This is a genomic window from Pseudomonas sp. FFPRI_1, assembly GCF_055384485.1.
On record NZ_AP029168.1, the window covers coordinates 505,194 to 517,227 of the forward strand.

General features: G+C 65.3%; 8 protein-coding genes. 3 read left to right on the forward strand and 5 right to left on the reverse strand.

The features are described from left to right. Nucleotides 1–8: 8 nt before the first annotated feature. Both ACZ5BO_RS02255 and ACZ5BO_RS02260 read right to left on the reverse strand, forming a co-directional pair. On the reverse strand, nucleotides 9–824 hold the full coding sequence (locus tag ACZ5BO_RS02255) for an ABC transporter ATP-binding protein (protein WP_464698028.1): 816 nt from the start codon (nucleotides 822–824) through the stop codon (nucleotides 9–11). Beyond that, nucleotides 821–2,416 carry an ABC transporter permease gene (locus ACZ5BO_RS02260; RefSeq protein WP_464698030.1) on the reverse strand — a complete coding sequence of 532 codons (1,596 nt, stop codon included), beginning with the start codon at nucleotides 2,414–2,416 and terminating at the stop codon, nucleotides 821–823. The genes ACZ5BO_RS02255 and ACZ5BO_RS02260 overlap by 4 nt, the downstream gene beginning before the upstream one ends. 389 nt (nucleotides 2,417–2,805) lie before the next feature. Between ACZ5BO_RS02260 and ACZ5BO_RS02265 the strand changes: the two genes are divergently transcribed. Further along, complete coding sequence (locus ACZ5BO_RS02265) at nucleotides 2,806–3,828, forward strand: ABC transporter substrate-binding protein (protein WP_025128536.1); 1,023 nt, start codon at nucleotides 2,806–2,808, stop codon at nucleotides 3,826–3,828. Nucleotides 3,829–3,987: 159 nt separating this feature from the next. Here the strand turns inward: ACZ5BO_RS02265 and ACZ5BO_RS02270 are convergent, their stop codons facing one another. After that, nucleotides 3,988–4,908: a LysR family transcriptional regulator gene (locus ACZ5BO_RS02270; RefSeq protein ID WP_025128535.1), complete on the reverse strand. Its 921-nt coding sequence runs from the start codon at nucleotides 4,906–4,908 to the stop codon at nucleotides 3,988–3,990. A gap of 184 nt (nucleotides 4,909–5,092) precedes the next feature. Between ACZ5BO_RS02270 and ACZ5BO_RS02275 the strand changes: the two genes are divergently transcribed. Further along, a complete protein-coding gene (locus ACZ5BO_RS02275) occupies nucleotides 5,093–5,998 on the forward strand; it encodes a TauD/TfdA dioxygenase family protein (protein WP_464698032.1) in 906 nt (301 codons plus the stop codon). 450 nt (nucleotides 5,999–6,448) lie between these two features. On the opposite strand, the gene ACZ5BO_RS02280 is transcribed toward ACZ5BO_RS02275, so the two are convergent. Then, nucleotides 6,449–8,065 (reverse strand): alkaline phosphatase family protein, encoded by a 1,617-nt coding sequence (locus ACZ5BO_RS02280; RefSeq protein ID WP_464698034.1) that lies wholly within the window; start codon nucleotides 8,063–8,065, stop codon nucleotides 6,449–6,451. 439 nt (nucleotides 8,066–8,504) lie between these two features. Further along, a complete protein-coding gene (locus ACZ5BO_RS02285; RefSeq protein ID WP_025128532.1) occupies nucleotides 8,505–9,449 on the reverse strand; it encodes a LysR family transcriptional regulator in 945 nt (314 codons plus the stop codon). 154 nt (nucleotides 9,450–9,603) lie between these two features. On the opposite strand from ACZ5BO_RS02285, the gene ACZ5BO_RS02290 reads away from it, so the two are divergent. Then, nucleotides 9,604–11,976, forward strand: a complete 2,373-nt coding sequence (locus tag ACZ5BO_RS02290; RefSeq protein ID WP_464698036.1) for a TonB-dependent receptor — start codon at nucleotides 9,604–9,606, stop codon at nucleotides 11,974–11,976. The last annotated feature ends 58 nt before the right edge of the window (nucleotides 11,977–12,034 follow it).

Genomic DNA, 12,034 nt, shown 5'->3' on the forward strand with positions numbered 1-12,034 from the left:
ACTCCTGTTCAGCAAGCAATGAAGGTCAGGGGCAGGTCGCGGATCTGCACCGGCAACGGCGCCTGGTAGCGCTCGTCGCGGGTCAGCTCGTGAAGCAGCTCCTCACGCAGTTGGTGGAAGTCGAAACTGCTGCGCTGGCGCGGGTGGGGCAGGGCCACCTCGACCACGCGCTTGATCCGGCCCGGGCGCGGCTCCATGACCACTACCCGGTCGGCGAGGAAAATCGCTTCCTCGACATCGTGGGTCACCAGCACCGTGGTGATTTTGGCCCGCTCGCGGATCGCCAGCAGTTCGTCCTGCATCTGCTGGCGGGTCAGGGCGTCGAGGGCGCCAAAGGGTTCGTCCAGCAGCAGGATCCGCGGGCTGGCCACCAGCCCCCGGGCAATCGCCACCCGTTGCGCCATGCCGCCGGACAGCTGATGCGGGTAGGCCCGGGTGAAGTCCTTGAGGCCCACCAGCTCGATGAATTCGTCGATCCGCTGCTGGCGCTCGGCGGCGCTCAGGGGCTCGTTGACCAGGCCCAGGCCGATGTTCTCGGCCACCGTCAGCCAGGGGAACAGCCGGTGTTCCTGGAACACGATGCCGCGCTCGCCGCCGATGCCGCTGACCGCCTTGCCGTCGACCCGGATCTCGCCCCGGAACTCGGTGTCCAGGCCGATCAGCAGGCGCAGCAGGGTGGACTTGCCGCAGCCGCTGGAACCGACGATGGCGACGAACTCGCCCTCGGCGATGTCCAGGTTGAATTCGCGGATCGCCTCCACCTCGCCACCGGCGACGGCGAAGGTCTTGCCCACGTGATTGAAACTGACCAGGGGTGCGTTCATGCGTGTCTCCAGCGGGTGGCGCGACGTTCGAGCTGTTGGCCGATGAGGTTGAGCAGGGCCCCGGTAAGGCCCACCAGGAGCATGCCGGCCATGATCAGGTCCATGCGCAGCAGTTGCTGGGCGCTGATCATCTGGCTGCCGATGCCGCCGTTGGACGGCATGAAGTATTCCGCGCCGATGGTGCCCAGCCAGGCATAGATCAGGCTGATGCGCAGGCCGGCGAAAATCCCCGGCGCAGCGCCCGGCAGCACCAGCCGGCGCAGCCGTTGCCAGAGGTTCAGGCGCAGTACCTGGGCGGCCTCCGCCAGTTGCGGCGAGAGCTGGGCGACGCTGCGCTGGGTGGCGATGAACAGCGGGAAGAACGCGGCCAGGGCGACGAACACCCACTTGGCCAACTCCCCCAGGCCGAACCAGGCGGTGAGCAGCGGCACCCAGGCGAAGATGGCGATCTGGCGGATAGCGGCCAGGGTCGGCCCCAGCAGGCGTTCACTGACGCGCGACAGGCCCAGCAGCAGGCCAAAGACCAAGCCCAGGCCACCGCCCAGCAGCAGGCCGCCGAGGGTGCGCCCCAGGCTCAGGCCCATGCCCCCCAGCAGGCTGCCATCGAGCAGGCCGCTGCCGGTGGTGGCGAGCACCGCCAGGGGGCTGGGCAGAATGTTCGGATCGACCCATTGCTGGTCGCTCGCCACCTGCCACAGGGCCAGCAGCGCCAGGGGCAGTAGCCAGGGTTGCAGGCGCTGCCAGCCCTGATAGCGCGGGCCACGGCGGAATTCGGCGGTGGCCGGGTGCGGCCAGTGCACCAGCTTGCGGTCGAGCCAGCCGATGCCACGGTCCATGCACACCCCCAGCAGGCCGATCACCAGGATGCACACGAAGACGATGTCCAGCATGAACAGCTGCCGCGCCCAGACCATCAGGTAGCCGATGCCTTCGCTGGAGGCCAGCAGTTCCACCGCCAGCAGCGAGGTCCAGCCGGTGGCCAGGGCCAGGCGTATGCCGGCCATGAAGGCCGGCAGCGCGGCAGGCAGCACCAGGCGCCGCACCAGCAGCGCCGGCGGCAGGCGCAGCACTGCAGCGGCTTCCCGCAGCCGGGGCTGGGCGTCACGCACCCCCACCAGGGTGTGCAGGGTCACCGGGACCACCACGGCCTTGATCAGCACCACCAGCTTGAGCACTTCACCGATGCCGAAAAACACCATGAACAGCGGAATCCAGGCCAGGGTCGGGATCTGCGCCAGGGCGCCGAAAGTGGGGAATACCAGGCGTTCCAGGCGCTGGCTGAAGCCCAGGGCGCCGCCCAGCAGGGCTCCGGCGGTGATACCCGCCAGCAGGCCCCAGAACAGCCGTTGCAGACTGATCGCCAGGTGGCTCCACAGCTCGCCGTGGGCCAGCTCCAGGGCACTGCTCCAGACCAGCGCCGGGGCCGGCAGGATCTGCTCGCTCATCCAGTGATTGCGGCTGGCCAGCCACCACAGGCCGAAGAGGCCCAGGGGCAATAGCCAGGGCAACAGACGCTGGCTGACCCGTGGCCATCCCGGGCGGGCGCTGGAGGGGGCTGCCAAGGGCAGGCTGAGCAGTGAAACACGGGCCATGGATGACCTCCGTCGTCGGGTTCTGCATGGCTCATGCAGGAGCGGCCGGGTAGCCTTGCACAGAGCTGTGAAGGTCTCCCTGGAGCGCGGCAGGGCCGAAGGGCCCCGGCGGCGACACGTCGCTTCCTGCAATATTCCTTTGTGATCTATTAAAATTCTTATCAATGCTATTGAGCGATAAGAGAAGCCATTTAAGGCCTCTTGCCGCCACGCATCCAATGCATTCGAAGAATATTTTCCATGCGTTTGATGCATGGCTGCAGAAGAGGCCCGTGGCTGCTGATTTATTCGATAAGGTTATTAAAATGTGAATTTATAGTATTTAAATACTTATCCATTCCATGCCTACCTTTTGCTCCTCAATGCCCTTGCACCCAGGAGCCGTACCCATGAGCCTTCCCTTCAAACGCGTGATCAGTCTGTTCGCCGCACCGGCCCTGGCGGGGTTGCTGGGTTGCCTGCCGCTGCTGTCCCAGGCCGCCGAACTCAAGGAAATCCGCATCGCCGTGCCCGACCTCAGCGCCGGCACCCAGCACAGTGGTGGCGGGGTGGTGGATGTGCTGCGCCAGCAGCAGATCTTCGAAAAAGCCTTCGCCGACCAGGGCATCAAGATTCAGTGGAATTTCTTCAAGGGGGCCGGACCGGTGATCAACGAGGCCTTCGCCAATGGCCAGGTGGACCTGGCCTACCTGGGGGACCTGGCGGCGATCATCGGTAAATCCAATGGCCTGGATACCCGCCTGCTCAGCGCCTCGGCCCGTGGGGTCAAGCACTACCTGGGGGTGGTCCCGGGTTCCGGGATCAAGACCCTGGAAGACCTCAAGGGCAAGCGCGTGGCGGTGTTCCGTGGCACCGCCACCCAGCTTTCGTTCGATGCCGCCCTGGCCAGCCGGGGGTTGAGCGAGAAGGACCTGAAGGTGGTCAATCTTGATTTCAACGCCGCAGTGGCGGCCCTGGCGGCCAGGCAGATCGATGCGTCCTGGGGCAGCACCGGGCTCTCGGCCCTGCGCAGCAAAGGCCTGGCCGAACTGCCCCTGAGCACCAAGGACCTGGGCGGCGCCGGCAGCGTGCAGAGCGTGCTGGTGGGCAGCGGCAAGTTTGTCGACGAACATCCCGAGGCCGTGGAAAAACTGCTCAAGGCCCAGCAGCAGGCCGTAGAGTGGCTGACCCAGGACAGCAACAAGGAAGCCTACATCCAGCTGGTGTCGGGGTTGGCCAGTTATCCACCGGTGATTCTCCAGGATGACCTCAAGGACCAGCGCCTGAGCGAGATCTTCCCCTCGACCCTGGACCCGGTGTTCCTCGGCAAACTGCAGGATTCGGTAGACCTGGCGGCCAAGGAACGCTTGATTCGCAAGCCGTTCAAGGTGGATGCCTGGGTGGCACCGCAGTTGGCTGCTGCCGGTCTTTGAGGTCGGCACCAGCCGCCGGCAAGCCGGCTCCTGCGTAACCCTGGAGCCGGCTGGTCGGCGAGGGCGGTCTTGAGGGCCTCTTCGCTGGCAAGCCAGCTCCTACGGTCGGGGGGATACCGTGCGGGATCTTGTAGCGGCCGGCTTGCCGGCGCAGCTGTTCTACACGGCGATGGCGTGGCTCTGCTGGTCCACCGCCACCAAGACCTCGATCAGCTTGCGCGCCGCCGGTGACAGGCGAAAGCCGCTGCGGCTGACGATACCGCAGCGGGCATTCAGGCTGTCGATGTTCTGCGGCAGGTTGCGCCAGTGCAGCAGCGCCAGGGAGCCCTGCTCGATGTCTTCGGCAAAGGCCTCGGCGGTGCCCACGCCAATGGCATTGGACTGGCGGACGATCTTCACCAGGGCCGGGAAGTGCTCGGTCTCGATGGTCGGCGAAAAGTCGATGCGCCCGCTGAGGTTGGCCAGCAGCTTGCGGATCCCCGGGGGGATCAGGGTGGTGGCCAGGGGGTAGTCGAACATGTCGTTGGTGGACAGGCTTTCCTTGGCCAGCAGCGGGTGCCCGGGACGGCAGAAGAACACTCCGCGCTTGGGCGTCAGGGGCTGGGTCTGGTAGTTCGGGTCGGCCTCGAAATGGCGGATGTCGGCGATAAAGAATTCGATCTCTTCGCGGTTCAGGCTGCGGCTGAGTTTTTCCCAGTTGTCCACGGCAAAGCAGGTGCGCACCTTGGGGTGGGCGCTGGTGAATTGCGCCACCGCATCGGGCACCAGTTTCACCGCCGGGGCCGGGCCGCAGCCGAAGCGCACTTCGCCGGCATCGAGCTTGGTCATCCGCGTCACTTCACTGCTCAGCAGGGCCGCGCCCTGGACCAGGCTCAAGGCGTGTTGCAGCACCACCTGGCCTTCCGGCGTGGGGCGCAGGTCCTTGTGCCCACGGTCCACCAGCACACAACCGAACTCCTGCTCCAGGCCCTGGATACTGCGGCTGAAGGCCGGCTGGGTGATGCCCATGGCATCGGCGGCGCGGACAAAACTGCGGTGCTCGTTGAGGGCGATGAAGTAACGCAGTTGGCGAAGATCCATATGCTTTCCCGGCATCCGAAAAATAGCTCGAAGGCATTTGCGACGAGTAAGGAATGAGGTTTTAAATGCAAGCTCTTATTCCGTCAACGAAGCATATGAATATCTATTAGATCTAAATTGAATATAGATAGAGCGTTGTTTCGCTGCGGCTCAAACCGTAAGCAGTCAGATGAGGGTGTATCCGATGAGCAATGCCGCATTAGCCGTTAAACCCGCCATTCATGCCCTGGACATTCATCCGGTGGCCGGCCGTATCGGCGCCGAGATTCGTGGCGTGCAACTGTCCGGCGATCTCGACGCCGCCACCGTGGAAGCGATCCAGCAAGCGCTGGTGCAGTACAAAGTGATCTTCTTCCGGGGCCAGTCCCACCTCGATGACCAGAGCCAGGAAGCCTTCTCCCACCTGCTGGGCGAACCGGCGGCCCATCCCACGGTGCCGGTGCGCGACGGCACCCGCTACCTGATGGAACTGGACGGCGCCCAGGGCCAGCGAGCCAACTCCTGGCACACCGACGTGACCTTCGTCGACGCCTACCCCAAGGCCTCGATCCTGCGTTCGGTGGTGGCCCCGGCCTCCGGTGGCGACACGGTCTGGGCCAACACCGCTACTGCCTACAACGAACTGTCGGCGGAACTGCGGGAACTGGCGGACAAGCTCTGCGCGGTGCACAGCAACGAATACGACTACGCCGGGGCCAAGCCGGACGTCTCCGCAGAGAAGCTGGAGCGTTACCGCAAGGTGTTCACCTCCACGGTGTTCGAGACCGAGCACCCGATTGTTCGCGTGCACCCCGAGAGTGGTGAAAAGAGCCTGCTGCTGGGGCACTTCGTCAAGCGCATCAAAGGCTATTCCCAGGCCGACTCGGCGCACCTGTTCGGCCTGCTGCAAAGTCACGTCACCCGTCTGGAAAACACCGTGCGCTGGCGCTGGAGCGCGGGTGATGTGGCGATCTGGGACAACCGTTCGACCCAGCATTACGCGATTGACGACTACGGCACCCAGGACCGCGTGGTGCGCCGGGTGACCCTCAAGGGCGATGTCCCGGTGGGCGTGCACGGCCAACGCAGCCAGACCATCAAGGGCCTCTGACCCGCCCTCCATCGCCGCCCCTTCCCGTAGGAGCTGGCTTGCCAGCGAAAGCGCCCCTGAGAGCGATGCAAGACTCAAAGTCCTCTTCGCCGGCAAGCCGGCTCCTACGAGAACTCTGCGATGACCCTGCCCGCTGTAGGAGCTGGCTTGCCAGCGAAAGCGCCCGCAAGAGCACTGCAAGGTTCGAGGGCCTCTTCGCCGGCAAGCCGGCTCCTACGAAAATTCATGCAATGACCCTGCCCGCCGTAGGAGCTGGCTTGCCAGCGAAGGCGCCCGCAAGAGCGCTGCAAGGTTCGAGGGCCTCTTCGCCGGCAAGCCGGCTCCTACGAGAACTCTGCGATGAACCTGCCCGCCGTAGGAGCTGGCTTGCCAGCGAAAGCGCCCGCAAGAGCACTGCAAGGCTCAAGGACCTCTTCGCCGGCAAGCCGGCTCCTACGGGAGGGGGCCGGGTTACCACACGCCGATCTGCACCAGCTTTTCGCTTTCCGGTTCGCCGTAGCGAAAACGCTGGCCCCGCAGGTCGATTTCTTCATGGCTGATGGTGGTGCGGCGTTTCAAGCCGCGCAGCCATTCCAGCAAATACCCCAGGTGTTCTTCGCGCACCGCGGCATGGGCCGGGTCGGCCCCCAGGTCATTCAACTCCTGGGGGTCGTTGTGCAGGTCGAACAGCTGCGGGCGCAAGCCGTCATACGCCAGGTATTTCCAGCGCTCGCTGCGCACCATGGTCATGCGGCAGCGGTCGATGGGCTGGCCCAGGCGCTCCCGCGCCGGGGCCTGGAAGGCGTAGTCGTATTCGCTGATGGCGTAGCGGCGCCAGTCCGGTTCGGCGCCGTGCAACAGGGGGATCAGCGAGCGACCTTCGAGCCGATGTTCGGCACCCGGCAGGCCCAGGGCGTCGAGAAAAGTCGGCAGGGCGTCGATGGTTTCCACCAGGCGCTCATCCACTGTGCCACGGCTGATATCCGCCGCCGCCCGCGGGTCGCGGACGATCAGTGGCACGCCCACCGCCGGTTCCAGCAGGAACTCCTTTTCCCCCAGGTAGTGATCGCCGAGGAAGTCGCCGTGGTCGCTGGTGAAGACGATCAGGGTGTCGTCCCAGCGGCCGTTGCTCTGCAGGAAATCGAACAGCCGGCCGAGCTGGTCATCCACCTGCTTGATCAGGCCCATGTAGGTGGGCACCACGTTCAGGCGCACTTCGTCCCGGGAAAAATTCAGGCTTTCTTCATGCTGGCGGAAGGCGGCGTAGACCGGGTGATCGCTGAGCTGCCCGGGCTCGGCGCGCACGGCCGGGATGACCTGCTCCGGGCCATACAGCGCGTGGTAGGGCGCTGGGGCGATGTAGGGCCAGTGCGGCTTGATGTAAGACAGGTGCAGGCACCAGGGCTGCTCGCCTTGTTCGCTGATGAAGTCGATGGCGCGGTCGGTGGTGTAGACGGTTTCCGAGTGCTCTTGCGCGACCCGGGCCGGCAGGTGGGCGTTGCGCATTTTCCAGCCGCTGCGGATTTCCCCCTGCGCGCCGGCCCCGGCGTTGGCCCAGTCGTGCCAGGGGTTGCGGCCGTCGTAGCCGAGGTCGCGCAGGTAGTGGGTGTAGGGCGCGGATTCGCGTTTGTCGTCGAACACCGGGTCGTCGGGGTAGATGCCGTCGTGGCGGAAATAGGGTTCGAAGCCGACCTCGTTGAGCACCTCGGCCTGCTGGCTCTCGGGGTCGATGGCCAGGCGTTGCAGGGCGTCGAGATTGGGCGTGGCGTGGGTCTTGCCCACCAGTGCGGTACGGATGCCATGGGGCCGCAGGTAGTCGCCCAGGGTCAGTTCCTCCAGGGGCAGGGGCACGGCGTTCCAGGCCACCTGGTGGCTGCTGACATAGCGCCCGGTGTAGGCCGACATGCGCGACGGACCGCAGATGGTGCCCTGGGTGTAGGCGCGGCTGAAGCGTACCCCGGCGGCGGCCAGGCGGTCGATGTTCGGGGTGTGCAGGTGCGGGTGGCCGTAGCACGACAGGTAATCCCGGCGCAGTTGGTCGCACATGATGTAGAGCACGTTGCGCACGGGTTTGGGGGTATTGGACATGGGGCTCACCGAAGACAGGACAGGCGAGGTTTTTCGCCTTCGGCGGGGGCTTCCGGCAAGCGCATTTGCCGAATAGTTTTGATGCGTTTCATGCAATGCGGAGGGCGCCCGCGGTCCTGTGGCACCTGTAGGAGCTGGCTTGCCAGCGAAGGCGGCCGTGAGGGAGGTGCAGGGCTTGGGGCCCCTTCGCCGGCAAGCCGGCTCCTACGGTGGGAGGCGGTCGTGGGGGTGGCGCAGGGCTTGAGGGCCCCTTCGCCGGCAAGCCGGCTCCTACGGTGGGAGGCGGTCGTGGGGGTGGTGCAGGGCTTGGGGCTTCTTCGCCGGCAAGCCGGCTCCTACGGTGGGAGGCGGTCGTGGGGGTGGTGCAGGGCTTGGGGCCTCTTCGCCGGCAAGCCGGCTCCTACAGGCGGGACGGGGGTGAGGGCAAGGCAGGCTCGGCTCAGACGGCGAGGTTGTCCAGGTTGCACAGGTCTTCGTCCTGTTCGTCGATGGCCTTGATTTCGGCGATCATCGCCGTGGCCAGGGGCGACAGGCGATAGCCGGCACGGCTGACGATGCCGTAGCGGGTGTAGAGCTCTTCCAGGTCGTCGGCCAGGCCGTCGATCTTCAGGCACACCAGTTCGCCCTTGGCGTTGTGCAGCGCGTCGCTGTAGGAGCCGACGATGCCGATGGCGTCCGAGCGCATGACCACCCCCAGCAGGCTGTAGCTGTTTTCGCATTCCACATTGGGCGTGAAGTCGGGCTTGCCGCTCAGGTCGACGATGACCTTGCGCAGGTTCGGCGGGCGGATGGTCACCGCCAGCGGGTAGCTCATCAGTTCCCCGGCGCTGACGCTGTCGCGCTGGGCCAACGGATGCCCGGCGCGGCAGCAGAAATGCCATTTGCGCGGGCGCAGGCGCTGGGTCAGGTAGTCCGGATCGGCCTCGAAGTGGCGGGTGTCGGCAACGAAGAATTCGAACTCTTCGCTGAGCAGGCGCTTGTTCAGGCTTTGCCAGTCATCCACCTGGAACTGCACCCGGGCCTTGGGGTAGCGCCCGATAAAGCTGCCGATGGCCCGGGGGATCAGCCCCGCGGCCGGCGCCGGGCCGCAACCGAAGCGCAATTCTCCCGCTTCCAGGCCATTGAACTGGCTGATCTCGTTGGCCATCTGCTGGGCGCCGCTGACCAGCCGCCGGGCGTGCTCCAGCAGCAACTGGCCCTGCTTGGTCGGCGCCAGGTCCTTGCGCCCGCGATCCACCAACTGGCAACCAACGCTGTGTTCCAGGGCCTGGATGCTGCGGCTGAAGGCCGATTGCGAGAGGTTCACCGCGGTCGCGGCGGCGACAAAGCTGCGCTGTTCGGCGAGGGCGATGAAGTGGCGGAGCTGGCGCAGGTCGATATGCATTTTTCACATAAAAAATATCGGGGAAATGCATTGGCTATGCATTAGGTCGACTCCTTATAAAGGCAATCTCTTATGCAGTAAATCTTTGTAAAAACATAAATAAATAACTTAAAGGAATATACGAGGCTGTATATTTTTTGACCAGGAGCCGCCCATGAGCCCGTTGTCCCTCGTCTCACCTCACTCGCCCCGGCGGCTCAAGCGCCTGCCGCTGGCCTTGCTGCTGGCCGGCAGTGCCAGCTGGACCCCGAGCTGGGCCGAAGATATTCCCGCGTCGCCAACCCCGGCCGCCAACAGCAGCGCCAACAAGGCCAAGGCCGATGACGGCCAATTACAGACGGTCACCGTTACCGCGCGTCGGCGCGAGGAAAGCTCCCAGAGCGTGCCCACGCCCATGAGCGTGATCGGCGGCCAGGCCCTGGAGAGCCAGCGGGTCTATCGCATCCAGGACCTGCAGCAGCTGGTGCCCAGCGTCAACGTCGCCTACATGCATGCGCGCCAGTCCAGCGTGTCGATCCGTGGCCTGGGCAACAACCCGGCCAGCGACGGCCTGGAAGGCAGCGTCGGTCTGTACATCGACAACGTCTACCTGGGGCGGCCGGGGATGGCGGTGTTCGACCTGATGGACATCGAGCAATTGGAAGTGCTGCGCGGGCCCCAGGGCACCCTGTTCGGCAAGAACACCACCGCCGGGGTGATCAACATCAGCACCCGGGCGCCGAGCTTCACCCCGGAGCGCAGCATCGAGACCTCCCTGGGCGAAGATGGCTACTTCCAGACCAAGGGCACCATTTCCGGGCCGCTGACCGATGAGCTGGCCGGGCGTTTCTCGGCCTACCGCACTCGCAGCGACGGCGACATCAAGAACGAATTCGACGGCCACGACCTCAACGGCGGATCGCGCCAGGGCTTTCGCGGCCAGTTGCTCTACAAGCCCAATGAGAACTTCAACCTGCGCTGGATCGGCGACTACAACGAAGAGGATTCCAGCGCCGGCACCCGGGTGCTGTACAGCACCGGGCCGACCATCAACGGCACCAATGTCTACGAGTCGCGCGCGGCGGCGGCTGGCGCGACCCTGGTCAACGGTTCGCACCGCAAGGTCAACCTGGACAACGACCAGCACGTCACGGTGTTCCAGGGCGGCACCTCCCTGGAGGCCAACTGGACCCTGCCCAGCGACTTCACCCTGACCTCGGTCAGCTCCTACCGCTGGTGGAACTTCACCCCGCGCAACGACGATGGCCTCAACGTGCCGGCCAGCTACAACGCCGGGGTCTCGGTGGAAGACAAGCAGTGGTCCCAGGAATTTCGCCTGGCCTCGCCCACCGGCGGCTTCTTCGACTACGTGCTGGGGGCCTACTACTTCGGCTCCGACCTGGACAACAAGTCCTTCGCCTATTACGGGCCCAAGGCGGACATCTGGAACGGCACCCCGGCCGGCGCCCTGAACAACGTCACCAGCATCGGCAACGGGCATATCCAGACCAACAGCTTCGCCCTGTTCGCCCAGGGCACCTGGCACCTCACCGAGCGCCTGGATTTCACCGCCGGCCTGCGCGGCACCTACGAGGAGAAAAGCGCCTGGGTGACCCGCAACGCTCCGCTGGGTGGCGCGACGGTGGCCGGGGCTGCCGCCACTGCCCGGCGTGGGCGTACCGGGGCCTATGATTCCGGCGACCTCAACCAGTACAGCACCAGCCCCTCGGGCCTGCTCAACCTCAGCTACCGCTTCAGCGATGACTTGCTGGGCTACGCCACCCTGTCCCACGGCGAGAAGTCCGGCGGGGTCAACCTCACGGTGGGTTCGGCGCCTACTGCCGGGGCCGATTCGCTGCTGATCGGCACCGAGCGCGCCAACAACGCCGAGCTGGGTTTCAAGAGCACCCTGTGGGACCGCCGCCTGCAACTCAACGCCAACCTGTTCTGGACCCAGGTCAACGGCTACCAGACCAACGCCTACGACTACGGCAACCGCGTGCAGTACCTGACCAACGCCGGCTCGGTGCGCTCGCGCGGGGTGGAAGTGGAAAGCACCCTGGTGCCGATCCGTGGCCTGACCCTCAACCTCAACGGTTCCTACAACGATGTGCGCTACCTCTCCTACAAGGATGCGCCGTGCCCGCCGGAAGTCAGCCTGCGCCCCGGTGCCCCGGCTTCGTGCGACCTCAGCGGCCACCAGGTGGTGGGCGCTTCGAAATGGATTGGCAACGCCAACGGCGAATACAAGTGGAACCTGGATAACGGCCTGGAGGAGTACGTCACCGCCAGCTATGCGTTCCGCTCCAAGGCGGTGGGCACCGTGGAAGATTCCGAGTACGGGCAGATCCCCAGCTACGCCGTGGTCAACCTGTCCACCGGCCTGCGCGGCAACTACGAGCAGGGCCAGTGGGACGTTTCGCTGTGGCTGAAGAACGCCTTCGACAAGACCTACTACACCACCCTCTGGACCGGCGGCAACGGCGGTTACGAAGGCCTGCTGGGCACCCCGCGGACCCTGGGCGTGACCGGTCGCTACGACTTCTGATACCCGGCTTTTCGCACCTTGCGCCGGGTTTTCCGGCGCCTTTCGACTTGAACAGGAG